Origin of the sequence: Acinetobacter bereziniae, assembly GCF_016576965.1 — a bacterium.
Lineage (GTDB): Bacteria > Pseudomonadota > Gammaproteobacteria > Pseudomonadales > Moraxellaceae > Acinetobacter > Acinetobacter bereziniae.
Genome location: NZ_CP066119.1, coordinates 1,971,757 through 1,997,419, shown reverse-complemented (window position 1 = coordinate 1,997,419; position 25,663 = coordinate 1,971,757). Strand labels below are relative to the sequence as shown.

Here is a 25,663-nt window from a genome sequence, read left to right as displayed (position 1 = left end):
TCATTTCCTCACTAAAAATAGCTTTTTTGGAGAAAATACACATTTTGTAATAATTTATTTTATTTAATTTTGACTCCACTAGTCACGTTTTATAAATACTAAAAAATAAAAAAAAGCCAATAAAACTATTGGCTTTTTTTAGATTTATTTTGCTATTCAGCAGCGATAATTTCATAATCGTGGGTGATTTCAACACCGCCATCAGACAACATTTTACTCGCCGAACAATATTTTTCAGCTGATAATTCAACAGCTTTGGCAACTTGCTTATCTTTTACATCATGCCCTGTCACGACAAAATGTAGATGTATTTTAGTAAATACTGCTGGAATGGTATCTGCACGTTCAGCCTTGAGCTGACAAACAACATCCGTTACATTTTGTCTCGATTTCTTTAAAATGGTCACAATATCAAATGAAGCACACCCACCAAGTCCCATTAATATCAATTCCATAGGACGTGGTCCACGGTTTTCACCACCGTATTCAGCAGAACCATCCATAATAATTTGGTGACCACTTTCTGAATTTGCTTGAAAAGCAACATTCTCTAACCAATGAACGCTAGTTTGCATTGCAACTACCTAAAAAAAGCTATAAATTTACAGGGTACCTGTACACTAGCATAAAATGAGTTGATAAGGAATTTCATCTCTACTGCTTCTACGTGACGAGTTCAATTTAGATCAAAAGATCTAGTTATTATCCAATTCGGAATTTTTAAGCATGTCTTCTAATTTTGCACAACTTAGTACAGATGCTTTGTCACCTGGTCAATTACCTGAGTCAGTCAAAGCTTTGCTCAAGAGAGCCCACATCAATCGTTTTCCTAAACGCTCAACAATCATTGATGCAGGTTCAGAGTCAAAATCACTGTATTTAATTTTAAAAGGTTCAGTTTCAATTATTTTACGCGAAGATGATGAGCGTGAAATCGTTGTTGCCTATTTGAACCCTGGGGATTTTTTCGGAGAAATGGGTTTATTTGAGCAAAACCCACAACGTACAGCCGAAGTCAGAACTCGTGACGTATGTGAAATCGCAGAGATTTCATATGACAATTTCCACGAAATCAGTAAACAATACCCTGACTTAAGTTATGCAGTATTTGCACAACTTGTTCGTCGCTTAAAGAATACAACACGTAAAGTAACTGACCTTGCATTTATTGATGTCTCTGGTCGTATTGCACGTTGCTTGATTGATCTTTCTGCGCAACCTGAAGCGATGATTTTACCAAATGGTCGTCAGATTCGTATTACTCGTCAAGAAATTGGTCGCATCGTAGGTTGCTCACGTGAAATGGTAGGGCGTGTATTAAAAACGCTTGAAGAGCAAGGTATGATCGAGACTGATGGTAAAGCAATTTTAATTTTTGATGCGTCTTTAGAAGAGTCTAAATTCTCTGAAGATGAATATAACAATGATGATGAATAAAATTTAAAAGTTGATTTGAGAAGTAAACATCACCAATTTTTGGCTTTGATAAATATCAAAATTCTCAAAATAACACCATCTTTATATTGTTTAAAAGCAAACTTTCGAGTTTGCTTTTTAAGTCTAAACTCTACAGTTTTTGTCCATCTTCCCTTTGTGCTGTTTAAATAGTGAATTGGATAAAGATAAATACTTTCTTATACATTTTTTAGATAAATTCATCTTCTTTTGGTCATTAGAAAAATAATTTCAACAGCTTATCAAATTTTATTTACGTTATTATTCTCATTAGATATTGAACTCTCATTAAAGGATCTGACATGAAATCAAATCGCTTAGGTCATTCTGATTTGGTGGTACCTGAAATTTGTTTAGGAACCATGACTTTTGGTGAACAAAATACTCAGAATGAAGCATTTGAACAACTCGCCTATGCACTTGATCAAAATATTCATTTTTGGGACACAGCCGAAATGTATCCTGTTCCACCCAAACCTGAAACTCAAGGTTCAACAGAAACCATTATAGGCAATTGGATTGCTCAAAATGGTCAACGCGACAAACTCATCATTGCTACAAAAATCGCTGGACCACAGCAAGGCGGTAGTCAAATCCGTGATGGGCATACAAAATTTATCGCTTCAGAAATTAGTTCAGCGATTGATGGTTCATTAAAACGCTTACAAACCGATTATATTGACCTCTACCAACTACATTGGCCACAGCGACCTGCAAACTTCTTCGGTACCTTAGGCTATGGCAACCAGCAAGCGGCATTGACTCAAAACATTACCCCACTTGCAGAAACATTAGAAGCGCTTTCAAATGAAGTTAAAAAAGGACGTATTCGCCATATTGGCTTGTCCAATGAAACGCCATGGGGCACCTTAAAATTTTTACATCTCGCAGAGCAATTGGGATTAGAAAAAATTGTCAGTGTACAAAACCCATATAGCTTGTTAAATCGCACCTATGAAGTCGGTATGTCTGAAATTGCACAGTTTGAAAGTGTTGGTTTACTGGCTTATTCACCACTTGCATTTGGCTACCTAACAGGAAAATATCGTCATGGTGCACGACCTGCCGATGGTCGTATTAGTTTATTTTCGCGTTTTAGCCGTTATACCAATCCTCAAAGTGATTGGGCAACAGAACAATATGCGCGACTTGCTGAAAAACACGGTTTAAGTCTAACCCAATTGGCATTGGCATTTATTAAACAGCAATTCTTTGTGAGCAGCACCATTATTGGTGCAACACAACTTTCACAGCTCAAAGAAAATATTCATGCTTTCGAGCTTCATCTGTCTGAAGAAATCTTAACGGAAATCGAAGATATCCATAAACAACAACCTAATCCAGCACCTTAGTTTGACTCAGGTTTTAATGTACATAGCCACTCCATTCGCGTTACTGATTCAGAAACTAAAAAAGGATGCCTAGGCATCCTTTTAACTTATTAAACTGTTGTAGTCCCAAACGCTTATTTTCCACCGCGTGCGTTGTATACTGCCATCGCAGCTGCAAGATTCTTTTTCATTGCATTGATACGGTTTGCATCAGATGGATGTGTAGAAAGCAAAGCAGAACCTTGAGCACCACCTTGTTTGGCCATTTTTTCCCATAAAGTAATTGCTGCTTGAGGGTTATAGCCTGCCTTTGCCATCATCATTAAACCGCCTTCATCCGCACGGCTTTCCAAGCTACGTGAATAAGGTAAACCTACACCCACTTGACTGCCCAAATCAATTGCAGCATTGCCTAGTTCACCAATTTGGCTACCTGCATAAGATTTACCAATATTTACGGCAAGATTGGTTAAGGCTTGCGCTCCTAACTTCTGTTTTGAATGCTCTTCTAAAGCATGGGTCATTTCATGTCCCATAACAGCAGCCACTTCAGCCTCAGATAAATTGAGTCGGTTAACAATGCCCGTATAGAAAACAACTTTTCCACCTGGTGCAACATAAGCATTGATCTGATCTGACTTAAGCACAGCCAACTGCCAATCAAATCGTTGTCCTGTTTGGTTCATCTGATCTGCATAAGGTTTTAAGCGAATAAATGCCGCATTTACCTTTTTATATGTTGCAGAAGTTGTGTCTAAAGTTTTATTTGCACGTGCTTCTTGCACAGTTTTGTTAAAACCCAGCGTCGCATTTGAATTCAATGTTGCAGAGTCTGCACCTGCCATATCCGCAATGGTTGTACATCCAGAAATTGAAATCGCAGTCGCAGCGCAAAGACTAAGTATTAATTTATTGTTCATTATAATCAACTCCATAGAGAACAAATAAAAACGTTGTGAATTATATGCAAATGTTACATAAGGATAAATCAATAATTTTCATTAAATCATATTAATTATGTAAGTAAAAAACCTACAAAAACTGTACCATCAACCAGTACACCAAACACAGCACATTCAAAGCCAAATAGATATTTTTTAAAGGAATAATTTTCTGTTCCAACTGCTGATCATTTCGTTTAAAAAATAGAAATGCATTTTGAATCAGAACAATAGGAACCAGTATACAAGCAATCATTACACTCAGCCCAAGCAAAGCTTGAGAAACAATAGCTGGATCAGTGGTTTGAGCCTGAATAATGAGCATAGCGATTGTTGGTGCACCGCCCATTGCAAAAATCAGAGAATAAAACATCGTTGAGGATATATTCTTTTGCATGGTTCAAACTCAATGTGTATCGAAAGATATATTCTAACAAGCTGAATATAAAAACCTAACTTAAATCATTTTCGACTTTAGTCTTTTACTTCCAAGAAAAAGCCTGAATAACTTCAGGCTTAGATCTCTTCTACATTTCAATTATTTTTTGATTGCAGCTTTATAAACTTGCTTGGCTTCAACCATACTCTTATTTAAATCTGAGATACGGTCATTATTCGATGGATGCGTAGAAGTAAACTTTTGAACACCATTGGTACTGCCACCATCAATTTTATTCATTTTTTGCCATACTGTGATTGCGGCTTCTGGGTTATATCCTGCTTTAGCCATAAGCATCAAACCACCACGATCCGCAGAAGATTCTAAACTACGTGAGTAAGGTAGACCGACGCCGTATTTACTACCAATATCGAGTGCTTGAGTACCCATTGAGCCTAACTTATCACCTGCATAAGTTTTACCCATCTTCACAGCAAAATCAGTGATTGCAGTAGCACCTGCATCGCGTTTAGAGTGTTCTTCTAAAGCATGCGTCATCTCATGACCCATGATTGCAGCGATTTCAGCATCTGTTAATTTAAGCTGATTGACGATACCTGTGAAGAACACCACTTTTCCGCCCGGCATGACAAATGCATTGAGTTCATCAGATCTCAACACACTTAACTGCCAGTCAAACTGTTGCCCTGTTTTATTTGCTTGATCCGCAAAAGGCTTCATTTTTACAAAAACAGCATTCACACGTTTATAAGTAGAAGATGTCGTATCCAGTGCTTTTTGTGCCTTTGCATCTTCAACCAATAACTTATAATCTGCTGCCGCATTGAGGTTTAATGTTGCAGAGTCATTACCCGTTAACTCAGCAACCGTGGTGCAACCAGACAAACCAACCACTAACCCTAATCCAAGTAATACATTCTTGTTAATCATTATTTTCACCAAAGCTCATTAGTCTTTATGTAAACTCCAACACGGAGTTCAACGTTTAGCGCCCAAATTATGTTGTATTTTGTAAAAAAAATCAAAGTAAATCACATTTTATTTAAACCTTATAAAATAGCTTTATAAAAAAAGCTCCCGAGGGAGCTTTTAAAATATCTATATATCAAGCATCAAATGGGTGACGCATCACAATCGTTTCATCACGATCTGGACCAGTAGAAATGATGTCAATCGGACATTCAATCAACTGCTCAATACGCTTCACATAATTAATTGCATTTTGTGGCAATTGATCTAGTGATTTCGCACCGAAAGTCGATTCAGACCAACCTGGCATGGTTTCATAGATTGGTTTTAATGTTTCAAATGCAAGCGCATCTGTAGAACCAACACAACCAGAATCCGCAGCTTCATAGCCGACACAGATTTTCACTTCTTCTAAGCCATCTAAAACATCAAGCTTAGTTAAGCAAATACCAGATAATGAGTTTACATCAACTGAGCGGCGTAAAATTTCTGCATCAAACCAACCACAACGACGTTGACGACCAGTAGAAGCACCAAACTCAGAACCTACAGTACCTAAGTGTTTACCAATCGCATCACCAACATCATTGGCAGCATCATAAACAAGTTCGGTAGGGAACGGACCCGCACCTACACGAGTTGTATATGCTTTGGTAATCCCGAGAACATAATCAAGGTGTAATGGACCTAGACCTGAACCTGAGCTCACACCACCTGCTGTTGTATTTGAAGAAGTTACATATGGATATGTACCGTGGTCAACATCCAATAATGAACCTTGAGCACCTTCAAACATAATATTTGCACCATCTTTACGATAGTCATGCAAAGTCGTGATCACGTCCAATACTAATGGTTTAATCACTTCACGCCATTGGTCGCAAAGAGCAAGTACATCTTCTACTTTAACTGCTTCAACACCAAAGAATTGAGTCAATTGGAAGTTATGGTACTCAAGAAGTTCTTCAAGCTGCGCTTTAAGATGATCACCACCACGTACCAAATCCGCAACACGGATTGCACGACGAGCGACCTTATCTTCATACGCTGGACCAATACCACGACCAGTTGTACCAATCTTAGCATTTCCACGTTTTTTCTCACGTGCTTGATCAAGTGCAATATGGTGTGGAAGAATCAATGGGCAGTTTGGAGAAATACGTAGACGTTCACGAACAGGTACGCCCTCTTTCTCTAAAATATCCATCTCTTTGATCAAAGCTTCAGGTGAAAGCACAACACCATTGCCAATTAAGCAAAGTACGTTTTCACGTAAAATACCTGATGGAATGAGGTGAAGAACTGTTTTCTTACCACCAACGACGAGTGTATGACCCGCGTTATGCCCGCCTTGATAACGTACTACCGCAGCTGCTTGATCTGTGAGCAGGTCAACGATTTTACCTTTACCTTCGTCGCCCCATTGGGTACCGAGTACCACAACACTTTTGCCCATAATAGCCTCATTACATCATGCTGTTAAAATAGAAAACCCAATAAAATGACATGAACATTTTATTCGATCGTTAAATTGTTTCGACTTTCCACTCACCTGCAACATTCACCAATTGGTGCGTTGCATTAGGAACTGAGTTTAAATCGTCGTTACCCAATAACTGAATTACACTTAAGCCTTGATTGCGTGTTTCCGCAATTGCTTCAAGCAAATCAGGAGCTGTTCCCTTCGGTGCAACCACTTTTTCAATCTGTTGATGTTGCCCGGCACTTAAAACATATAAGTCACAAGAGAAACCTGTTGCTGGGCGCGCTCGTCCAAAATGTTCACCAATACCATCATAACGACCACCTTGTGCTAATGGTGCTGCACGGTTTGGTGCATATACGGCATACATTAAGCCAGTGTGATAATGGTATGAACGAAGTTCTACCACATCAATCCCGATGTTGAGATTTGGCCAACGTGCTTGAATTTCGGTATATGTTGTTTTAAGTACATCAAAAGCATGTTTGAATGCTTCGTCCGCAAAAATTTCTGTACTAATATGCGTTTGCAAAGCATCTAAGTCACTTGCATAACGACCTAAAGCATAAAAATCAGTGCCATATTTTAATTCTTGCGTAAACTCCGCAAGTTCTGGTAGCGCTTTACGTTGATATAAGTCTGACAACTGACGTTCTGTTGACTTATTTAAACCTGCAAGCTTGACCAAACTTCTAAATAGCCCAACATGCCCTAAATCAAGATGGATACCATCCACCATACCCGCTGTTTTAATCAGATTAAGCATGACGTCGATCATTTCAACATCAGCATCAATACTATCTGAACCAAATAATTCCGCACCAAGCTGTAAAGGTGCTCTCGTGGTATTAAAACCTTGTGGTTTAGTATGAAGTACTGTTCCTGCATAGCAGTAACGCGCCACACCTTGTACTTGATGTACATGGGCATCGATACGAGCCACTTGTGGTGTCATATCGGCACGCACACCAAGCAAACGACCAGAAAGTTGGTCGATGACTTTAAAAGTGGCTAGGTCTAAATCTTGATTCGATTCGGAAAGAGAAGAAAGTGATTCGATGTATTCGATGAATGGCGTATACACCAGCTGATAACCTCGGGATGCGAGGAAATCTAAAGCTTTACGGCGCAATTGTTCAATTACTTGCGCTTGCTCTGGTAATACATCAGCTACACCATCAGGTAATAACCATGTCTCTGAAATGGGCATGTTGTAAACCTAAATCCTGTCAGCGCGGAAGTAATCCGCATAAAAAAATCGGGAACACACCCGATTTCTCTTATTTTAGCACGATCATCCGCACCATGCATTAATAAAATAACTTTTGATTAATAAATTGCTGACAAGTATACAACTTACACCAAAGTTAGAAACTGCAGCTTAAACTAAACACAATAGTTTGTATTTATTTAAATTTTCATTTTAAAGCCGATTGCTATTTACACTGTTCAAAATATAATTCATTTGCATAGAAAAGCATCACCAACATCAACATGACTTAAATATTAAAATCGGGGAACGTATGGAACTTCATAGCAACATTTATTACAAACATCCAAATCCAAACCTTATGCTAAAACTGGATGAGTTATTTAAAGCGCATCGAGGGGATCAGGATAAATTTATGACTTCCGCGGTTGAGATCAACCCAGAGATGGGACATGAACTGGTTGAAGATCTTTTAAATACTGTGGACAATGTTGAGTTTGACTTAGGTCCTGAATCAATAAGTAGGATAGATGGTTATTCAATTGCCCATTTTGTACATGGTTCTTCAGGTGACGAATTTGTTGAAGCAATTGTGCTGTTCTTAAAATCTCTACTTGATGAGATTGATGTACGTGCGTGGGGATGCGGTGATGATGACCCGTGGGAATTCTGGTTTAAATTCGAAGAAGATGAATTAATTCGTGAAGACGACGAACCATTTAACGCCCCAGAAGAAGATGAGGAAATTAAATCCTCAATCTATACTTGGTGGCATGTAGGATTGCCTGAAAAAATTAAAGAAGGTTTTTTAAATCAAGAATAGAAGCTGTTTTGATTTAAAATGGGAAAAGCAAAAGCGCTATCCTTTTGCATTTCCCTTTATTTTGACTATTTTAAATAATCATCAACACTGATGACTTGTGAAAACATCTGAAATGCAGATAAACATGCCGTTTGCACATCTTCAGCTTGTACTGTTTTACCTGCATAACTGAGTTGGCGTGTCGCTGTTGCTTCAGCAATGATTATTGGTTGATAGCCCAATTCCGCTGCTGCGCGAGATGTCGCATCGACACACATATGCGTCATCATTCCGCTAATAATCAAACGCTCTACTTTAAGCTGATCAAGCACTTGCTTTAAGTTCGTTTGAAAGAAACTGTTGGGATAGTGCTTTTCAATGATGATTGGGGCTTGATTGATCTGCAAGCCAGCATGTAATTCAGCACCCTCTGTTCCCTCTTGAAAAAAAGTTGCTTGCGCTTGTTTGGCAATATGTTGAATATAAATAATCGGTTGAGCATTTTTGATAAAATCAGCTTCCAATCGATTGATATGCTTTAAAGCTTGTTCTGCACCAAACAACGCCATCTTGCCTTGTGGAAAATAATCATTTTGAACATCAATCACCAATAAAGCAGTACGACTCATTTTCATTCTCACTGTTCTGTTGAAGTTTTTATAAGATTAAGCAAAATATCTAGCAGTTTGCAGACTCTCGTGAAAGAATAAATGTCTGCCTACTTTCAAACTGAAAAAAGTTTAATTGCCCATGTTGCCAAATGACCCAATCGATCTAAAAATTTTAAAGATTCTAAAAACTGACTCTAGACTCAGCAACAAAGACATTGGACAATTGGTTCATCGTACAGGACAAGCCGTTGGTAGTCGTATCGCCCGAATGCAAGACGAAGGTACAATTCAAAAATATACCATTGCTTTAAATCATCCAACGACTCAGTTTATCCGAGTAATGATGCAAAATAATGATTTTGAAAAGTTTGAAGCATTTGTTATGCAGTTTGAAGCGATCGAAAGTTGTTATAAAGTCTGCGGTTCTGCTTGCTATATGTTAGTGGCTCACTTTGACAGTCAAGCAATCAATCACTTTATCGAACAACTGTCCGAATGGGGACAATATTCAGTTGATAGTGTGGTAAAAACAATAGAACCATAAATTTAACTGTTTTTACTAAAATTATGTAAGAATAAACCAATGAAATCTCAAGAAAAAAATCAGCAACAACACAGTAAGTTTCTCAGCTTAGTACTTAGACATCAACCAGAAACCATTGGAATCCAACTAGACTCCGAAGGTTGGACTGATGTACAGATACTTTTACAGCAATTGATTAAGCATCACCACCCTCTTAAATTAGATGCATTTATTCAAATTGTTGAAAGCAGTGATAAAAAACGTTTTCAGCTTTCAAATGATCACTGCAAAATCCGTGCAGTACAAGGTCATTCTAGTACGCAAGTTAAACGTGATTATATCGCTATCACACCACCCAATACACTTTTTCATGGTACGGCAACACGCTTTGTCGACAGTATTTTAGATCAAGGTTTAATGTCTGGTGAACGACATCATGTGCATTTGTCCGCCGATCAAATTACTGCGGCTCAAGTTGGCAAACGGCATGGCAAAGTGTTTATTTATCAGATTGATACTCAACAAATGCATCAAGATGGCTATCATTTTTATCAAGCAGAAAATGGCGTTTGGCTCACTGAACATGTTCCTGTAAAATATTTACGCCAATTCGTACACTCCGACTAACCATTAATCCAATGGCAAAGTCGTGGTTAGTTTGATTTTTTGCAAAGGGATTTCAGTTTTTACATTCTGAATTCCTGATATTTTATTAAGATGATTGATTTGAAACTTTCGATAAGCTTCTAAATCAGAAACAACGATACGTAAGAAAAAATCACAATCGCCTGCCATCAATTGGCACTCTACGATCTGAGGAATATTCATAATTGAATCGATAAAACGGTTTACGGTTTGCTCATCCTGACTTTTCAACCAAATTCGAGCAAACACCGTCAAACTGAGATTGACTTTTTGCGGGTTTACCAAAGCCACATATCGGTCAATGATCCCTTCATCTTCAAGTTGTTTTACTCGTCTTAAACATGGGGAAGCGGATAATCCGATCTGCTCGGCTAACTCATTATTCTGCAACTTACCGTTTTGCTGTAAAGCGCGCAAAATACGACGATCTGTTTGGTCTAATTTCATAAAACCAGTCTTAGTATATAAATTTAAAAAATAACATATTTCAGCAATATTATTGCAAAATAACTTTTACAAGCAGAAAATTTAGAGAAAAATAGCCTATCAAGTGGCATAAAATAAACAAACACCGTATTTTCGACTTTGAGCTTCTCATGTTAAGTTTTAAAAACGCCGCAGCAGAACTGAATGATTCTATTGATTTCAGAGAATTTTTACGCGGTCTTAAAACATCCATTCCGATGTTATTAGGGATTATCCCTTTTGCCTTGGTACTTGGAACTCAAGCTGCTCAAAAAGGTTTCTCTGCTTTAGAAGTCCCTCTACTTACAGGACTTAATTTTGCGGGTGGTTCAGAATTTGCCATTATTGAAGTATGGACCCAACCACCACAACTTCTTTTTCTTATCTTAATCACGTTTTTGGTGAATAGTCGCCATATTTTAATGGGCGCTAGTTTAGCACCTTATATTCGACACTTGCCCAACCGTAAAGCTTTGCCTTTGTTATTTTTTATGTGTGATGAAAGTTGGGCTTTAAGCATTACCGATGCCCACAAACAAAATCCACGAAATCCCTATGCAGGCTTTAGTGTGTTCTTTTATATCGGACTCTGCTTTGCACTTTATGTTATGTGGGTTAGCTTTACCACGCTTGGCGTTGGTATTGGCTCTTTTCTTGGAGATGTTACCAAATTTGGTTTTGACATGGCTTTTCCGGCTGTATGCTTAGTGCTTTTACGTGGAATGTGGAAAGGCTTTAAACCCGCATTACCTTGGTTGGTTAGCCTCATCGCTGCCGCTTTGGCTTATTACTTTTTACCCAAAGGATGGTACGTTTTGGTGGGTTCTATTTCAGGAATTATTGCTGCCTTCTTGTTTATTGGAGATGAAGAATGATTCATATGACCACCTTTATCGCGATTCTATGTGTTGGATTGACCACATATTCAACCAGAGTTTTAGGCTATTTGTTGTTAAAAAATCGACAGCTCAGTAAAAGAACCACACGGATTTTGCAAGTCATTCCGGGTTGCGTACTTGTTTCTGTCATCGCACCATATTTTGTTTCTGATCATCCAGCGAATTTAGTTGCAATTGCTGTAACCATACTGGCTGCTTGTTATTTGTCTTTACTTCCTACTGTAATGATCAGTATTGTCGCCACAGCGATGTTGAGATACTTGATCGCATAAAGTATCTCAACTGTTTGAGAGCATGATTTGCCCATCCATCTCTACGTTCTTGAGCAAATTAAGGCTGTTTACTTTGTTGAAGTATTTTAATCAGTTCAGCATTTTGAAACTCAACTTGAGTCAAGCGATTTGAGGTATTGTCCAAGACTTCTTGTTGTACATGCATCTTTTTTGCTAAATCCTGCATAATTTGCAATGTTTGTTTAAGATGTTTCTCCTGTGATTGAATCAAATGTTCTTGGTGATTGGTTCGCTCAATTAAAGTGATATTTTGCTTATTCAACTTCCCCATTTGCCAAACCATAAAAATAATTGCTAAATAGACAATCACCAAAGTGATATACATAAAAAACATCATCATTCCCCAATTATAAGATGTGATCTATCATTATTTTATCTTTATTTCAGCACGTTAAAAGTGATGAATTCTCATCGTGTTGAATGCATTGTTATCACACACGCATCAGTGAATGTTCAATAGAATGATTCACACAGATCAAGCAAGCGATTCGCATAGCCCCATTCATTATCATACCAAGCAAAAACCTTAGCCTGCTGTCCTACAACAAGTGTTTGGGTGAGATCAACAATCAATGAATAAGGTGAATGATTAAAATCACTAGAAACCAATAGTTCATCTGTCACGGACATAATTTCCGCATAATCATATTTTGCAGCTTGAACCAAAGTTTGATTAATCAAATGAGTCGTCATCGCTGACTTTGCAACAAAGCTTAAATCAATTGCAGCCACATTAATGGTCGGTACCCGAATTGAAAAACCATCAATTCGATTTTCCATTTTTGGCATGACTTGCTTCAATGCACCCAGCGCTGAAGATGTGGTTGGAATTATGTTTTGACCCGAAGCTCTTGCACGACGCAAATCACGATGAGCATGATCCAATACCGATTGATCCGCTGTAACCGCGTGAATTTCTGTCATCAAAGCACTTTCTATACCAAAAGCATCATCAATAATTTTGACCAATGGCACCAACGCCTGTGTGGTACAAGACACACTGGAAATGATTTGGTCAGAGGCTTTGACTTCATGGTGATTAACACCATATACGATTGCAGCATCAACAGTATCAAATGGTGCAGCACCAACAATGACACGCTTAGCCCCAGCAATTAAATGCTGTGTTGCAGCCGCTCTAGAACGAAATAGACCCGTACACTCTAAAACAACATTAATATCCAATTCTTTCCAAGGCAACAGTGCTGGATTTTCTTGTCTTAAAATCAGAACTTTAAGTTTTATCTGACGAGCATCAATAGACATATAAAGCTGTCCATTTTCTTCAACAATATTGACTGCACCATCGAAACGTCCGTGAGTGGTGTCATATTTAAATAAATGAACCAATGTTTCAACGTCTGCGATATCATTGATGGCAACAATTTCAAAATGAAAGTTCTTCGGATTTTCAAACCAAGCTCTTAATACATTTCGCCCAATCCGCCCGAATCCGTTTATTGCCACACGTTGCATCAGATGTCCTTTTACAGCCAAACTACCATAATCAGTTATATGGTATAAGATTTATGGTCACTACTGTTAATATATAGCTGACTTTAGCAAGAAAAATTTCGAAAACAATAGAATTTAAAACATCATTGGATAAAAAAATGTATTCATCTTTGCTCACCATGACTTTTATGCGGCATCTATTTTATTTTTGCTGTATTGCGATATGTATTTTTATATTGATTCCTTTCAGTTATGCCCAACAAATGAATATTCAAAATACCTATTCACGATGCAGCCAAACACAGACTCAGCAATTGCTTGATCAACTTAACCTAATTTCATCACAACACAGCGATACACGTTATCCAACATTTGAGACCTGTATCGAGCTGGATCAAAATCTGCAATTGATCGCAGTTAGTCAACCACTTCCTCTGTCGTCTGGGTATCCAGATTACGACTTAAATCTTTACTTAATTGACAATACATCTGAAAAAATTCTAAATCACTATCATTATCCAATGACGATTACTTCAGATATCGGTCAGTATGAAAACTTACAATTTGATATTCATCACTTTTCTACAGACTATGCCACACCCGTTATTGGTCTGGCTTTAACCTACAAGCATTTAGGCAGGATCGACAAAACAATACGTGAAATAAAGTTATTCAAAATCAACAATCACCAACTGCAATTGGTTTTAGATAAATTTATGACGAATTACTCAGGTAGCGAAAGACCGTCTATGTGTGAAAATAATCAACAAATCGAGACTCAAATATTACTTCACCCATTAAAACAAAACAGTCACGGTTTAGCAGATATTCAACTCACTGAAAAAACAGAGCGCATAACACTTGACGAAAAAAATTGTAGTACCCATCGTATTGTCAAAAAGCAACGTCATATCATGAAATTTGATGGTAAAGAATATCGTTTTAAACATCTTAAATTTTTAGACTTTGGAATTTAATTAGATTTTGAACTTTTAGAGATGAGCCTATGAAAATATTTCAGATTTCCCTTGGCATGGCATTGGTTTACATTTCAGTAAACTTATTTGCAGCCCCCTATCAACGTTGCTCAGAACAACAGCAACAACAATTGATTGAACAATTTAAATTGGTCAATCAGCGTTTTGCAAATACAGATGCTGAAACATATCAAAGCTGTATCCATTTGGACAATGCACAAAGAATTCACTTAATCGCCATTAGCCAGCCAATTGATTATAAATCTTATGATGACATGGAACATGATCTGAATTTATATCTAATTGATTCTTCTCAGCATAAAATTCTGCAAAAGTATAAAGCACCAGAAACCTTTTACTCAGATGCCGATCATTATGATGGTGCACAACTACATACCACCCGTTTTTCAACATTAAAGGATATTGATGTCGTGGGTGTTGAAACCTCATCGTCGCATCAAGGTGGTTTCACTTATAGCCACAGTAATTTAACTTTATTTAAAGTTAATCCTAAACACCCCATTAAAGAAATTGGCGGTATCAGCATGAATGAAAGCGGCTATGAACGAATTGGAAACTGTTCAGAAAACAGTAATTCAGAAGTCAGACGCATCCTTATTTTATCAAATAAGATCACACATGGCTTACAGGACATCATTTTAAAAGAAACCAAAAATCAGACCAAAACCAACTACAAAACCTGTACTTCGGTGAAAAAACAATATAAGCAACAACAAACGCTTAAATTTAATGGTCAAGTATATAAATTTCAGCATCATAACTTTTTAAGTATTGATCCTTTTTAATTTGCGTTAAATGTTGTAATGACAATGTAGGGGTATTTTAAATTTTGTAGAATTTAAAACCTATTTGGACCAAAGTCGCAATTGTATAGAAAAACCAATAATTCACCTTAAAATCATTGGTGGAGCGTGTATTTTCCGTTATACTTTGGCGTTTTTAAAAATTAAGCCTGTGTGCAGACTGAGCAATAAAATTAGACTCAGTGACACACTTTTAGCCAATATGAAAATTGAGGAGTGACTTGGTTGTGAGTACTCGTTTTATGACTACTGCTGAAATACGTGAAGCATTTTTGCGTTACTTTGAATCGCAAGGACATACACGTGTCGCGTCGAGCTCACTTGTACCCGCCAATGACCCTACTCTGCTGTTTACCAATGCCGGCATGAATCAGTTTAAGGATTGTTTCCTTGGTCTAGAAAAACGCGACTATGTTCGTGCAACAACTTCACAAAAATGTGTACGTGCAGGTGGTAAGCATAACGACTTGGATAATGTGGGTTATACAGCACGTCACCACACTTTCTTTGAAATGTTAGGTAACTTTTCTTTTGGTGATTACTTTAAGCATGATGCTATTCGTTTTGCTTGGGATTTCCTAACAGGTGAAGAATGGTTAGCACTTCCAAAAGACAAACTCTATGCCACTGTTTATCATACAGATGACGAAGCTTTTGATATTTGGAACAAAGAAATCGGTCTAGATGCTAGCCGTATCATCCGTATTGGTGACAATAAAGGCGAGAAATACGCATCTGATAACTTCTGGGCGATGGGTGATACAGGTCCTTGTGGTCCTTGCTCTGAAATTTTCTTTGATCATGGCGATCATATCTGGGGTGGCTTACCTGGCACACCTGAAGAAGACGGTGACCGTTTTATCGAAATTTGGAATAACGTCTTTATGCAGTTTAACCGTACTGCTGATGGCGTCTTGCACAATCTTCCTGCGCCATCTGTCGATACAGGTATGGGCTTAGAGCGTATTTCTGCTGTTTTACAACACGTCAATTCAAACTACGAAATTGACTTGTTCCAAAACTTATTGAAATCTGCAGCTGAAATCATCGGCGTAGATATGAGCCAAGCTCAAGCTGAGGCTCAGACTCAAAATAAACCAATTGAATACCCAGCTTCGCTTAAAGTTGTTGCAGATCATGCACGTTCATGCTGTTTCTTGATTGCTGATGGTGTAAATCCATCCAATGAAGGACGTGGTTATGTGTTGCGTCGTATTATTCGTCGTGCTGTACGCCATGGTAATAAAATGGGCGCAACAGGTACTTTCTTCTACAAAATGTTGCAACCACTCATTGATGTGATGGGTGAAGCTTATCCTGAATTGGTTGAGCGTCGCCAAGTCATTGAAAATGCTTTGATTCGTGAAGAAGAGTTGTTTGCAAAAACACTTGAACAAGGTTTGAAATTACTTGAAAGTGAATTAGCAAACCTGAAAGGTAAAATTATTCCAGGTGAGACTGTCTTTAAACTTTACGATACTTATGGCTTCCCAACTGACTTAACTGCAGATATTGCACGTGAACGTGAACTCGAAATTGATGAAGCAGGTTTTGAAGTTGAAATGGCTGCACAGCGTCAACGTGCACGTGAAGCAGGCAAATTTGCAGTTGATTACAACAGCATTGTAAAAGTAGACAGCGAAACTCAGTTTGACGGCTATGACGCAACTCAAGGTCAGGGACAAATTGTTGCGATCTATAAAGATGGTGTTCAAGTTGACGAAGTCGTTGAAGGTGATGAAGCATTGATCGTGCTGAACCAAACACCATTCTATGCAGAAAGCGGTGGTCAAATTGGTGACACAGGTATCTTCAAAAATGAAACCGGTATTTTTGAAGTTCAAGATACCAAAAAATCAGGTAATGCATTTGTTCATCAAGGTATTGTGACTGTAGGCAGTCTAAAAGCAACACAGAGCGTTGAAGCTATTGTGAAAGCTGATATCCGTGACGCGACTGCACGTAACCACTCTGCCACTCACCTTTTACATGCTGCATTGCGTCAAATTTTAGGCGAACATGTTCAGCAAAAAGGTTCATTGGTCGCTTCTGATCTTTTGCGTTTTGACTTTGCCAATGACCAACCTGTGAGCTTCGAACAACTGCAACAAGTTGAACGTTTAGTGAACCTTGAAGTTATTGCCAATACTGCTGTATCTACAGAACTTCTCGGCATCGAAGCAGCCAAAGATAAAGGCGCAATGATGTTGTTTGGTGAAAAGTATGGCGATGAAGTTCGTGTACTGTCTATGGGCTCACTGAAAGATGAGAAAAATTTCTCGATTGAGCTGTGTGGTGGTATCCATGTGAAACGTACAGGTGATATTGGTTTATTCAAAATCACTTCTGAAGGTGGTGTTGCTGCGGGTGTACGTCGTATTGAAGCTGTCACAGGCACGAAAGCACTGGAAGTAGTACAAAAAGTAGATGCCGATATTTTACATATCAATGATCTGCTGAAAGCCCAAAAAGACCAAACTGTTGAGAAAGTTGAAGCTGCGGTAGAAAATGCGCATCAACTGCAAAAACAAATCGAACAATTGAATCAAAAATTGGCGAACTTCCAAGCTTCTGACTTGATCAATCAAGTGACGGAAATTGCTGGTCGTCAAACACTTATTGCCACAGTTCAAGGACAAGATGCGAAGTCAGTTCGCCATCTTCATGACAGTGTCAAATCTAAATTAGATAATGCAGTAATTGTGCTTGCAGGTGTTGAAGGCGACAAAGTGAGCCTGATCGCATCTGTAGCAAAAGATTTCACTGCAAATCTAAAAGCAGGTGACATCATTAAGCACTTAGCAACTGAGCTTGGTGGTAAAGGTGGTGGTAAACCTGACTTAGCACAAGGTGGCGCGCCACTAAACGAGAAGTTTGAACAAGTGATGACAGATCTAACTGCATGGCTTGCTCAAAAATAAAACTTCACCTTTTGTGTAACTGACTCTAATGCCAATTAGAGTCATGGCTTATATGGAACAACTATGGCATTAATCGTTCAAAAATATGGCGGTACTTCTATGGGTACTCCCGAGCGCATTTTAAATGTTGCTCGTCGTGTAAAGCGTTGGCATGACCACGGCCACAAGGTTGTAGTGGTTGTATCAGCAATGAGTGGTGAAACCAACCGCTTATTGGCTTTAGCGAAAGCCATTACCGAAACCCCTGATCCTCGTGAATTAGACCAAATGGTGTCAACGGGTGAACAGGTAACGATTTCAATGTTAGCAATGGCGCTCAATTCAATTGGTGTTGAAGCTAAGTCACTTACAGGTCGCCAAGTTGGGATTAAAACCGACAGCGCATTTACCAAAGCACGTATTGAAGCAATTGATACTGATGTTATGACCAGTCACTTAGATGCAGGTCGTGTCATTGTTGTTGCTGGCTTCCAAGGTTTTGATGCTGATGGTAATACAACAACTTTAGGTCGTGGTGGCTCAGATACATCTGGCGTTGCATTGGCTGCTGCCTTGAAAGCAGACGAGTGTCAAATTTATACTGATGTTGATGGTGTATATACCACTGACCCACGTGTTGCACCTAAAGCCAAAAAAGTTGATCGCATTTCATTTGAAGAAATGCTTGAAATGGCATCTCTTGGTTCTAAAGTTCTACAAATTCGCTCAGTTGAATTTGCAGGTAAGTACCAAGTGCCTTTACGCGTATTATCAAGCTTTGATAATGACAATGATGGCGCATTCGACGAAGACTTTAAAAAGAATGTCGGAACACTAATCACCACTGAAGCGGAAGACAGTATGGAACAGCCAATTATTTCTGGTATCGCATTTAACCGTGACGAAGCTAAATTAACTATTTTAGGTGTACCTGATGAACCAGGTATTGCTTCAAAAATTTTATCGCCTGTTGGTGCTGCAAACGTCGAAGTGGATATGATTATCCAAAACGTTGAAGAAGACGGTACGACTGATTTCACATTTACAGTGAATCGTGGTGAACTTAAAAAAGCAAAAGCAATTTTAGAAGAAACTGCAACAGCAATTGGCGCACGTGAAGTTGCAACACGTGACGATATCGTCAAGGTTTCTATCGTTGGCGTGGGTATGCGTTCACACGCAGGTGTTGCGAGTAAAATGTTTACAGCACTTGCAGATGAAGGGATCAATATTTTAATGATCTCAACATCTGAAATTAAAATTTCTGTGATTATTGAAGAAAATTATTTAGAACTTGCGGTACGTTCTCTTCACACAGCGTTCGGTTTAGACCGTGAACATGGCGAATCGAGTGCGCGTGCGTAATTTTTGATCAAATATAGCAACTTATTCGCTGTTTTGACCAAGAAAAAATCAGAGCCACTATAGTGTTTTCTATAGTGGCTCTGTTATATTAGTTTTTGAGGTTTTAAAAAATTTCAACGGAGGGGTGAGAAAGTGAAAAACTTGTCACATTATTCTGTTAAAATTATCGGTGCTATTTAAAGTTGTGTTTTCTATTTTTGTAGAAATTCATCGCAGGTTTAGCGTTTAAGCAAGGAGATAAACATGCTGATTCTGACCCGCCGTGTCGGAGAAACTTTGATGATTGGGGATCAAGTCAGTGTTACTGTGCTTGGTGTTAAAGGCAATCAAGTTCGTATTGGTGTGAATGCACCAAAAGAAGTTTCTGTACATCGCGAAGAAATTTATCAACGTATTCAACATGAACGTGCTATGCACGAACATTTGCAACATATTGATCAAGATTATCAACCTTCTTTTGAAGATGATAATTCGCAAAACACATATAATCGTTAAGATTATAAATGTTTTGAAATATAAAGCGGCTTATATAGCCGCTTTAAATTTATTTGAATCACTGGTAAAAAACTTTGTGCTTATTCAAGACCTAAAGCTTTTTTTACGGGTGAATAACTACGTCGGTGTTGATCAATAACCCCGTGTTCTGCAATAGCATCAAAATGTGCCTTTGTAGGATAGCCTTTATGCTTTGCAAAACCAAATTGTGGATATTGCTTGTCTAAATCTACCATTTCATGATCACGGGTCACTTTTGCCAAAATACTGGCAGCACTGATTTCAGCATGTAACGCATCACCTCCTATCACAGCGTCACAGCTCATGTTTAAGCCTTTAGGGACTTTGTTCCCATCAACCAATACATGCTCAGGAACAAGCTTTAATGCTTCTACAGCACGTCGCATTGCCAACAATGAAGCTTGTAAAATGTTAATCTCATCAATTTCTTGATGTGTTGCTTCGGCAATCGCCCAAGCAAGTGCTTTTTCTTTAATCTCAATAAACAACTTTTCACGTTTCTTTTCAGTCAGTTTTTTTGAATCATTTAATCCTTCTATCGGATTATTTGGATCTAAAATAACAGCTGCAGCAACAACAGATCCAACCAATGGACCTCTGCCCGCTTCATCAACTCCAGCAACTAACATCGTCTTTCCTATCAAATCCATACCTAAATCATTAAAGCCTTAAACAATTCTAGGCAATTATTTCATTGCTTCAGCAACACAGGCATTAATTGTTTTTGTTACTGCATTGGAAACAATCGTTGCACGCGCCTGAGGATCTAGTGCCGCTGTTGCTAAGTCTACAGCAGAGACACTTTGTGGTGCTTTTTCACTCACACAACCACAAATTTGGCTTTGAACATTGCTTTTTTGTTCAGTAGTCATCACTCGTGTTGCCACTTTCCATGCAGGTAAGTTTTCTAATTCTGTCGTGCATTTTGCATTAATCGCAATTTTCATCACTACAGCACCTAATTGCTGTGTCGTTGTCCCTGCTGCAGTAGGATCCATTGAATCCGTTGTCGCACAAGCAGTCAAAGCCAAGATCAAAGGTGCAATAAAGGCAGCAGTTTTTTTCACAATTTTTCCAGTTTATCGAATAAAGAATATATTTTGCCTAAACTTATAGTGAGATTAAACTAAAAATTCTAATAATCTTGTGCTCTGCCATTAAATGGATAATTATTTCTCATTTTCTGCATTAAGCGTTGCAAATTTAAAACAATCCGTTGAATTTTTGGAACTGATTTCCGTAGTAAAAATCCATATCATAGGCATCAAATTAAATTGGAATATGTAACATGCAACAAAAATCACAATACTATACAAGGACGGCACAGTGGTTACATTGGGTCATGGCAATCATTTTTATCACCGCATGGGTGATTGGTTTTTATAGTGGTAATTTTTTAAGCTATGATGTCGATGGTCCATTCAAAGGCGATGTTATCACCTTGCACAAAAATATCGCTTCAGTGATTATCTTTTTGGTGATTATTCGAATTTTTTGGCGTTATACACACCCAGTGCCAGAACTCCCAGCAACCATGTCTCCTTTGATGAAAACTTTGGCTCATCTGGGACATCTCGGTCTTTATTTCATGCTTTTGGCTTTACCGATCACAGGCTGTTTATTTAGCTGGAGTGCTGGTCATCCTGTTCCTGTATTATATCTGTTTGAGATTCCAAGACTGGTTCAAGACAATCCTGATTTAACTGCGATTGTAAAACCACTGCATATTTATATTTCATGGGCAGCTGGGCTATTACTGGTCGGGCATATTCTTGCAGCGCTTAAACACCATTTTATTGATAAAGATAATGTTTTAAAAAGCATGACTCGTCAGGGCTAAATCTCAAAATACAATGATTTGAGATTAAAATTGTTTGCACTTAAAAGCACATCATTCAGATGTGCTTTTTTAAAATTTATTTTGTACTTTTGAATCCTCTGAAAAGTAAAGTATCGCCTACGCAAAACAATTTAAACTCTAGAGCTAAAGCGTGGCAGTGCAAGGCTTATATCATCGAACAATATATTGATCGCTTTAATTTTATTGATCAAGAGAAATGATATTCTACTGTATGAATTTTTCAACAGATTGACTATATCATCTATAATTTAAAGCTTCTTTTGCACAACCTTTCAAGCTGTTCATAACCGCCTTTTGAACCAAACTGTCTTTAGCCGACTCGCTCACGGTCGCCTTAAGCAATTCTGTAGCAGGAATATCATTTAAAGCATTATCACTGACGCAAGCACAGATTTTCTCCTGCGCTTGGTTTTGCTGGGTGCTCGACCATAGAAAAGCCGAAGCTTGCCAAATTTTTGAAGATTTTAATTCATTGGCACATTGCAATTCTATCAAAGGCTTAAACATTTGTTGCGTCATGCTTTTATTGGAATCCGCACAAGCAACAGTGATGGGTAAAATCAACATCAATGCGGTTAAAAGTTTCAAATCATTTTCCTCATGAAAAAAAACAGTGCTCACACACTGTTTTTAATATGGTTAGGATATACCTTGACTTAGCTTAATGCATCTATTTGATGATTCCAATTTTGCTTTTCTTCAGCAGAAATAAAAGCAGCATCAAATGAGTTTTTTGCCAATTGTTTTAATTCTTGTGTCGATAAATCCAAAGCTTCTGCAATTGATATAAAGTTATCATTCATATATCCACCAAAATAAGATGGATCATCTGAATTTACAGTCACATGAACACCCTGCTCTAATAAGCGCTGGATATTATGCTGCGCCATATCATTGACAACACATAGTTTAAGATTACTGAGTGGGCAAACCGTTAAAGGCATTTTTTCAGCAATTAAACGTTGCATAAGTACAGGATCTTCTTCTGAACGAACCCCATGATCTATACGATTAACTTTGAGGAGATCTAAAGCTTCCCATACATATTCAGCTGGACCTTCTTCTCCAGCATGTGCAACAACCAAAAATCCAGCTTCACGTGCTTTAGCAAAAACACGTTCAAATTTAGCAGGTGGATGCCCTACTTCACTTGAATCTAAACCAACACCAATGATTTGATCTTTATATGGCAGTGCCTGTTCCAAGGTTTCAAAAGCTGCTTCTTCACTTAAATGACGCAAGAAACACATAATCAAATGTGAACTAATCCCAAGCTTAGCTTTTGCATCATCACATGCACGTTGTAAACCGTTGATCACCGTTGCAAATGCTACACCACGGTCTGTATGTGTTTGTGGATCAAAGAACATTTCGGTATGTACCACATGATCTTCTGCGCATTTCTCAAAATACGCCCAAGCCAAATCATAGAAATCCTGTTCCTTAACCAGCACATTCGCGCCTGCATAATAAATATCAAGAAATGATTGAAGGTTATGGAAGTTATATGCCTGTTTGACTTCCTCTACAGATTTATAAGGAATATCAATCTGATTACGTTGAGCAATCGCAAACATGAGTTCTGGCTCGAACGTGCCTTCAATATGTACATGGAGTTCCGCCTTTGGCAAAGCACGGATGAGTTCTAACCTATTCACGATATATCCTCAAAATTCTTAAATTAAATCAAAATATCCAAATCACTTGGATTTATATCTACACATTAAATAAAAAAGGGTGCAAACATGAGTTTACACCCTCTACGCATTTCTGGATATTAGCCACCAAATGCAACGAATTTAATCACCCAAAGCACAGCAATGATCCACACCATATAAGGTACAGTTCTAGCTTTACCTGTAAACAGTTTAACCAAAGCATAGCTAATGAATCCCATTGCAATACCATCTGCAATTGAGTAGGCAAAAGGCATAAATACGATGGTCAAAAATGCTGGAACAGCTTCGGTAATGTCATCCCATTCAATGTTGGTGATCCCTTGGATCATCAATACACCAACAAATAATAATGCTGGTGCTGTTGCAAAACCAGGAACAGATTGAGCAAGCGGTGCTAGGAATAAACATGCAAGGAATAATAAACCCACAACAACAGCAGTTAAACCTGTACGACCACCAGCAGCAACACCTGCGGATGATTCAATATAAGGTGTCGTTGAAGATGTTCCTAAGGCAGCACCTGCAACAATTGCAGTAGAGTCTGCAAACAATGCTTTTTTCAAACGTGGCAATTTACCATCTTTTAACAAACCTGCACGATGTGAAACACCAACCAATGTGCCTGTTGAGTCAAAAAGATCAACCAAGAAGAATACAAAGATAACGCCTACCAAACTTGCTGAAAATAAATTTTCAAAATTCATTTGCATGAACGTTGGTGCAATTGAAGGAATTGTACCCACAACACCCTTAAACTCGTTTAAGCCGAGCGCTGTTGCAATTCCTGTTACTGCTAAAATGCTGATAATAATTGCACCACGAACTTTATAGTGATGCATAATGACTGTGAGGAAAAAGCCTAACAAAGTCAATAAAACAGTCGGTTGTTTTAAATCACCTAAACCAACCAGCGTTGCTTGATTCGCAACAATAATGCCTGAGTTTTTCAATGCAACCAGCGCAAGGAATAAACCAATTCCTCCCCCTATTGCAAACTTCAATGACATTGGAATGGCATTTACAATGGCTTCTCGGATCTTAAACATACTAATTGCAATGAATACCAATCCAGAAACAAATACAGCAGCCAATGCTGTTTGCCACTCAACCCCCATTCCCAAGCAGACTGAATAAGTAAAATACGCATTCAACCCCATACCTGGTGCAAGCGCAATTGGATAGTTCGCTACCACCCCCATAACCAAACAACCAATTGCAGCTGCCAAACATGTTGCGACAAATACTGCACCATGATCCATACCTGTCTCAGATAGAATCAATGGATTAACAATGATGATATAACACATCGTTAAAAACGTTGTTAAACCTGCAAGTATTTCGGTTCTAAACGTTGTTTTGTTTTCACTTAATTTAAATAAGCGTTCGAGCAAACCCGCTGAAGGATTTGGATTCGTCATTGTTGAGCCCCTGTTAAGTTTGAGCTATTCGTTGATAAAATCGAGTTGATTGAGTAAATGATACATGGCATCAATTTAGCCGTAGTTAAGCATTCAATAAACATACCAAAATGACATTTCCGATAAAAAACTTGAATTAAAAAAGCTGCGAATGCGCAGCTTTAATATTCTAGAATGTATAAACGGACTTGATCGGTTATATTTCGCAAATTATATCATACTGTTTATATAATTTTATCAAACTGAACGTCCTCCCCCGTTCATTTCATCGGATCTGATAATTTTTGAACATCAGCATAGCCACTCTTGAGATTATATGGATGAATGATTGCCCTTTAAAATACGCTGATTATTTGGGTTCGCTTCAACATTTTTAATGGTTAAATTTGCTTCTTTAATGATATTCAGCATTTCTTGCTGTTTTTTCTGTTGCGTATCCACATAGGTAAAATAACCAAGAAATAAAATCCCAACGAAGACTGTCAAAGTTATGAGCTTTACCATTTTTAAATCATGTCAAGTGATAAATTTCGGCGATTATACATATATTTTGTGACTGTATAACACTTTTATCTAAAAAAATGAATCAAGATACATTTATTAAAATATCGCACTTGAACAGTACATTTTTATGGACCAAA

At 38.0% G+C, this 25,663-nt stretch carries 29 protein-coding genes; 13 read left to right on the top strand and 16 right to left on the bottom strand.

Annotated features, from left to right (window positions below; all coding sequences use genetic code 11):
- Positions 1-152 precede the first annotated feature (152 nt).
- On the bottom strand, positions 153-575 hold the full coding sequence (locus I9192_RS09255) for an OsmC family protein (RefSeq protein ID WP_004831156.1): 423 nt from the start codon (positions 573-575) through the stop codon (positions 153-155).
- 151 nt (positions 576-726) lie between these two features.
- On the opposite strand from I9192_RS09255, the gene crp reads away from it, so the two are divergent.
- Both crp and I9192_RS09245 read left to right on the top strand, forming a co-directional pair.
- Entirely contained in the window at positions 727-1,437 is a 711-nt protein-coding gene (gene crp, locus I9192_RS09250; RefSeq protein ID WP_004831157.1) for a cAMP-activated global transcriptional regulator CRP, read from the top strand.
- A gap of 320 nt (positions 1,438-1,757) precedes the next feature.
- Positions 1,758-2,807, top strand: a complete 1,050-nt coding sequence (locus I9192_RS09245) for an NADP(H)-dependent aldo-keto reductase (RefSeq protein WP_004831158.1) — start codon at positions 1,758-1,760, stop codon at positions 2,805-2,807.
- 113 nt (positions 2,808-2,920) lie between these two features.
- Here the strand turns inward: I9192_RS09245 and I9192_RS09240 are convergent, their stop codons facing one another.
- The 5 genes from I9192_RS09240 to I9192_RS09220 all read right to left on the bottom strand — a co-directional run bounded on the left by I9192_RS09240 (position 2,921) and on the right by I9192_RS09220 (position 7,789).
- Positions 2,921-3,706 (bottom strand): M48 family metallopeptidase, encoded by a 786-nt coding sequence (locus tag I9192_RS09240; protein WP_004831159.1) that lies wholly within the window; start codon positions 3,704-3,706, stop codon positions 2,921-2,923.
- Between the two features lie 112 nt (positions 3,707-3,818).
- The gene (locus I9192_RS09235; protein ID WP_005029483.1) at positions 3,819-4,124 is read right to left on the bottom strand and encodes a phosphoethanolamine transferase domain-containing protein; all 306 of its coding nucleotides are present in this window, start codon (positions 4,122-4,124) and stop codon (positions 3,819-3,821) included.
- A 141-nt stretch (positions 4,125-4,265) separates the two neighbouring features.
- A complete protein-coding gene (locus I9192_RS09230; RefSeq protein ID WP_004831162.1) occupies positions 4,266-5,057 on the bottom strand; it encodes a M48 family metallopeptidase in 792 nt (263 codons plus the stop codon).
- Positions 5,058-5,232: 175 nt separating this feature from the next.
- Positions 5,233-6,552 (bottom strand): adenylosuccinate synthase, encoded by a 1,320-nt coding sequence (locus I9192_RS09225; protein WP_004831163.1) that lies wholly within the window; start codon positions 6,550-6,552, stop codon positions 5,233-5,235.
- A 70-nt stretch (positions 6,553-6,622) separates the two neighbouring features.
- Positions 6,623-7,789 carry an ATP phosphoribosyltransferase regulatory subunit gene (locus tag I9192_RS09220; RefSeq protein WP_005029485.1) on the bottom strand — a complete coding sequence of 389 codons (1,167 nt, stop codon included), beginning with the start codon at positions 7,787-7,789 and terminating at the stop codon, positions 6,623-6,625.
- A 313-nt stretch (positions 7,790-8,102) separates the two neighbouring features.
- Here I9192_RS09220 and I9192_RS09215 point away from each other — a divergent pair, with 313 nt between their 5' ends.
- Entirely contained in the window at positions 8,103-8,612 is a 510-nt protein-coding gene (locus tag I9192_RS09215; protein ID WP_005029488.1) for a hypothetical protein, read from the top strand.
- A 65-nt stretch (positions 8,613-8,677) separates the two neighbouring features.
- On the opposite strand, the gene I9192_RS09210 is transcribed toward I9192_RS09215, so the two are convergent.
- Positions 8,678-9,220, bottom strand: a complete 543-nt coding sequence (locus I9192_RS09210; protein ID WP_005029491.1) for a cysteine hydrolase family protein — start codon at positions 9,218-9,220, stop codon at positions 8,678-8,680.
- A gap of 121 nt (positions 9,221-9,341) precedes the next feature.
- On the opposite strand from I9192_RS09210, the gene I9192_RS09205 reads away from it, so the two are divergent.
- Together I9192_RS09205 and I9192_RS09200 are read left to right on the top strand one after the other, a co-directional pair.
- Complete coding sequence (locus I9192_RS09205) at positions 9,342-9,746, top strand: Lrp/AsnC family transcriptional regulator (protein ID WP_005029494.1); 405 nt, start codon at positions 9,342-9,344, stop codon at positions 9,744-9,746.
- A gap of 39 nt (positions 9,747-9,785) precedes the next feature.
- Positions 9,786-10,352: an RNA 2'-phosphotransferase gene (locus I9192_RS09200; protein WP_005029497.1), complete on the top strand. Its 567-nt coding sequence runs from the start codon at positions 9,786-9,788 to the stop codon at positions 10,350-10,352.
- A 3-nt stretch (positions 10,353-10,355) separates the two neighbouring features.
- Here I9192_RS09200 and I9192_RS09195 read toward each other — a convergent pair whose 3' ends face one another.
- Entirely contained in the window at positions 10,356-10,817 is a 462-nt protein-coding gene (locus I9192_RS09195) for an Lrp/AsnC family transcriptional regulator (protein ID WP_004831170.1), read from the bottom strand.
- 149 nt (positions 10,818-10,966) lie between these two features.
- Here I9192_RS09195 and I9192_RS09190 point away from each other — a divergent pair, with 149 nt between their 5' ends.
- Positions 10,967-11,710 carry an AzlC family ABC transporter permease gene (locus I9192_RS09190; protein ID WP_005029499.1) on the top strand — a complete coding sequence of 248 codons (744 nt, stop codon included), beginning with the start codon at positions 10,967-10,969 and terminating at the stop codon, positions 11,708-11,710.
- Entirely contained in the window at positions 11,707-12,006 is a 300-nt protein-coding gene (locus I9192_RS09185; protein ID WP_004831172.1) for an AzlD family protein, read from the top strand. The genes I9192_RS09190 and I9192_RS09185 overlap by 4 nt, the downstream gene beginning before the upstream one ends.
- Before the next feature lie 58 nt (positions 12,007-12,064).
- On the opposite strand, the gene I9192_RS09180 is transcribed toward I9192_RS09185, so the two are convergent.
- Both I9192_RS09180 and I9192_RS09175 read right to left on the bottom strand, forming a co-directional pair.
- Positions 12,065-12,361, bottom strand: coding sequence for a hypothetical protein (locus tag I9192_RS09180; protein WP_005029501.1), 297 nt, complete (start codon positions 12,359-12,361; stop codon positions 12,065-12,067).
- 119 nt (positions 12,362-12,480) lie between these two features.
- Positions 12,481-13,503: a type I glyceraldehyde-3-phosphate dehydrogenase gene (locus I9192_RS09175; protein ID WP_005029503.1), complete on the bottom strand. Its 1,023-nt coding sequence runs from the start codon at positions 13,501-13,503 to the stop codon at positions 12,481-12,483.
- Positions 13,504-13,640: 137 nt separating this feature from the next.
- Here I9192_RS09175 and I9192_RS09170 point away from each other — a divergent pair, with 137 nt between their 5' ends.
- From I9192_RS09170 to csrA, 5 genes are all read left to right on the top strand, one after another.
- Positions 13,641-14,459, top strand: a complete 819-nt coding sequence (locus I9192_RS09170; protein WP_005029505.1) for a PA3715 family protein — start codon at positions 13,641-13,643, stop codon at positions 14,457-14,459.
- Positions 14,460-14,488: 29 nt separating this feature from the next.
- On the top strand, positions 14,489-15,265 hold the full coding sequence (locus tag I9192_RS09165) for a PA3715 family protein (RefSeq protein ID WP_005029507.1): 777 nt from the start codon (positions 14,489-14,491) through the stop codon (positions 15,263-15,265).
- A gap of 245 nt (positions 15,266-15,510) precedes the next feature.
- Positions 15,511-18,204 carry an alanine--tRNA ligase gene (gene alaS / locus I9192_RS09160; protein WP_167539460.1) on the top strand — a complete coding sequence of 898 codons (2,694 nt, stop codon included), beginning with the start codon at positions 15,511-15,513 and terminating at the stop codon, positions 18,202-18,204.
- 63 nt (positions 18,205-18,267) lie between these two features.
- Entirely contained in the window at positions 18,268-19,548 is a 1,281-nt protein-coding gene (locus tag I9192_RS09155) for an aspartate kinase (RefSeq protein WP_005029511.1), read from the top strand.
- Between the two features lie 243 nt (positions 19,549-19,791).
- A complete protein-coding gene (csrA, locus tag I9192_RS09150) occupies positions 19,792-20,043 on the top strand; it encodes a carbon storage regulator CsrA (RefSeq protein ID WP_004721174.1) in 252 nt (83 codons plus the stop codon).
- Positions 20,044-20,123: 80 nt separating this feature from the next.
- On the opposite strand, the gene rnhB is transcribed toward csrA, so the two are convergent.
- A complete protein-coding gene (gene rnhB / locus I9192_RS09145) occupies positions 20,124-20,693 on the bottom strand; it encodes a ribonuclease HII (protein WP_005029513.1) in 570 nt (189 codons plus the stop codon).
- Between the two features lie 57 nt (positions 20,694-20,750).
- Positions 20,751-21,131: a hypothetical protein gene (locus I9192_RS09140; RefSeq protein ID WP_005029514.1), complete on the bottom strand. Its 381-nt coding sequence runs from the start codon at positions 21,129-21,131 to the stop codon at positions 20,751-20,753.
- 221 nt (positions 21,132-21,352) lie between these two features.
- On the opposite strand from I9192_RS09140, the gene I9192_RS09135 reads away from it, so the two are divergent.
- The gene (locus I9192_RS09135; RefSeq protein ID WP_005029516.1) at positions 21,353-21,904 is read left to right on the top strand and encodes a cytochrome b; all 552 of its coding nucleotides are present in this window, start codon (positions 21,353-21,355) and stop codon (positions 21,902-21,904) included.
- A 258-nt stretch (positions 21,905-22,162) separates the two neighbouring features.
- Here I9192_RS09135 and I9192_RS09130 read toward each other — a convergent pair whose 3' ends face one another.
- From I9192_RS09130 to I9192_RS09115, 4 genes are all read right to left on the bottom strand, one after another.
- Complete coding sequence (locus tag I9192_RS09130; protein WP_005029519.1) at positions 22,163-22,513, bottom strand: hypothetical protein; 351 nt, start codon at positions 22,511-22,513, stop codon at positions 22,163-22,165.
- Between the two features lie 68 nt (positions 22,514-22,581).
- Complete coding sequence (locus tag I9192_RS09125) at positions 22,582-23,583, bottom strand: adenosine deaminase (protein ID WP_042089885.1); 1,002 nt, start codon at positions 23,581-23,583, stop codon at positions 22,582-22,584.
- A gap of 119 nt (positions 23,584-23,702) precedes the next feature.
- Positions 23,703-25,022 carry an NCS2 family permease gene (locus I9192_RS09120; protein WP_005029525.1) on the bottom strand — a complete coding sequence of 440 codons (1,320 nt, stop codon included), beginning with the start codon at positions 25,020-25,022 and terminating at the stop codon, positions 23,703-23,705.
- Between the two features lie 312 nt (positions 25,023-25,334).
- Entirely contained in the window at positions 25,335-25,526 is a 192-nt protein-coding gene (locus I9192_RS09115; protein WP_005029527.1) for a hypothetical protein, read from the bottom strand.
- Positions 25,527-25,663 lie beyond the last annotated feature (137 nt).

What these genes read in the sequence shown, in the direction of transcription:
- I9192_RS09115 (WP_005029527.1), bottom strand. Translation starts at nt 25,526, where the DNA reads ATGGTAAAGCTCATAACTTTGACAGTCTTCGTTGGGATTTTATTTCTT.
- I9192_RS09225 (WP_004831163.1), bottom strand. Translation starts at nt 6,552, where the DNA reads ATGGGCAAAAGTGTTGTGGTACTCGGTACCCAATGGGGCGACGAAGGT.
- I9192_RS09215 (WP_005029488.1), top strand. Translation starts at nt 8,103, where the DNA reads ATGGAACTTCATAGCAACATTTATTACAAACATCCAAATCCAAACCTT.
- I9192_RS09180 (WP_005029501.1), bottom strand. Translation starts at nt 12,361, where the DNA reads ATGTTTTTTATGTATATCACTTTGGTGATTGTCTATTTAGCAATTATT.
- I9192_RS09175 (WP_005029503.1), bottom strand. Translation starts at nt 13,503, where the DNA reads ATGCAACGTGTGGCAATAAACGGATTCGGGCGGATTGGGCGAAATGTA.
- I9192_RS09235 (WP_005029483.1), bottom strand. Translation starts at nt 4,124, where the DNA reads ATGCAAAAGAATATATCCTCAACGATGTTTTATTCTCTGATTTTTGCA.
- I9192_RS09185 (WP_004831172.1), top strand. Translation starts at nt 11,707, where the DNA reads ATGATTCATATGACCACCTTTATCGCGATTCTATGTGTTGGATTGACC.
- rnhB (WP_005029513.1), bottom strand. Translation starts at nt 20,693, where the DNA reads ATGTTAGTTGCTGGAGTTGATGAAGCGGGCAGAGGTCCATTGGTTGGA.
- I9192_RS09200 (WP_005029497.1), top strand. Translation starts at nt 9,786, where the DNA reads ATGAAATCTCAAGAAAAAAATCAGCAACAACACAGTAAGTTTCTCAGC.
- I9192_RS09165 (WP_005029507.1), top strand. Translation starts at nt 14,489, where the DNA reads ATGAAAATATTTCAGATTTCCCTTGGCATGGCATTGGTTTACATTTCA.
- I9192_RS09170 (WP_005029505.1), top strand. Translation starts at nt 13,641, where the DNA reads ATGTATTCATCTTTGCTCACCATGACTTTTATGCGGCATCTATTTTAT.
- I9192_RS09210 (WP_005029491.1), bottom strand. Translation starts at nt 9,220, where the DNA reads ATGAGTCGTACTGCTTTATTGGTGATTGATGTTCAAAATGATTATTTT.
- I9192_RS09205 (WP_005029494.1), top strand. Translation starts at nt 9,342, where the DNA reads ATGTTGCCAAATGACCCAATCGATCTAAAAATTTTAAAGATTCTAAAA.
- crp (WP_004831157.1), top strand. Translation starts at nt 727, where the DNA reads ATGTCTTCTAATTTTGCACAACTTAGTACAGATGCTTTGTCACCTGGT.
- I9192_RS09155 (WP_005029511.1), top strand. Translation starts at nt 18,268, where the DNA reads ATGGCATTAATCGTTCAAAAATATGGCGGTACTTCTATGGGTACTCCC.
- csrA (WP_004721174.1), top strand. Translation starts at nt 19,792, where the DNA reads ATGCTGATTCTGACCCGCCGTGTCGGAGAAACTTTGATGATTGGGGAT.
- I9192_RS09245 (WP_004831158.1), top strand. Translation starts at nt 1,758, where the DNA reads ATGAAATCAAATCGCTTAGGTCATTCTGATTTGGTGGTACCTGAAATT.
- I9192_RS09230 (WP_004831162.1), bottom strand. Translation starts at nt 5,057, where the DNA reads ATGATTAACAAGAATGTATTACTTGGATTAGGGTTAGTGGTTGGTTTG.
- I9192_RS09195 (WP_004831170.1), bottom strand. Translation starts at nt 10,817, where the DNA reads ATGAAATTAGACCAAACAGATCGTCGTATTTTGCGCGCTTTACAGCAA.
- I9192_RS09190 (WP_005029499.1), top strand. Translation starts at nt 10,967, where the DNA reads ATGTTAAGTTTTAAAAACGCCGCAGCAGAACTGAATGATTCTATTGAT.
- I9192_RS09255 (WP_004831156.1), bottom strand. Translation starts at nt 575, where the DNA reads ATGCAAACTAGCGTTCATTGGTTAGAGAATGTTGCTTTTCAAGCAAAT.
- I9192_RS09240 (WP_004831159.1), bottom strand. Translation starts at nt 3,706, where the DNA reads ATGAACAATAAATTAATACTTAGTCTTTGCGCTGCGACTGCGATTTCA.
- I9192_RS09220 (WP_005029485.1), bottom strand. Translation starts at nt 7,789, where the DNA reads ATGCCCATTTCAGAGACATGGTTATTACCTGATGGTGTAGCTGATGTA.
- I9192_RS09120 (WP_005029525.1), bottom strand. Translation starts at nt 25,022, where the DNA reads ATGACGAATCCAAATCCTTCAGCGGGTTTGCTCGAACGCTTATTTAAA.
- I9192_RS09135 (WP_005029516.1), top strand. Translation starts at nt 21,353, where the DNA reads ATGCAACAAAAATCACAATACTATACAAGGACGGCACAGTGGTTACAT.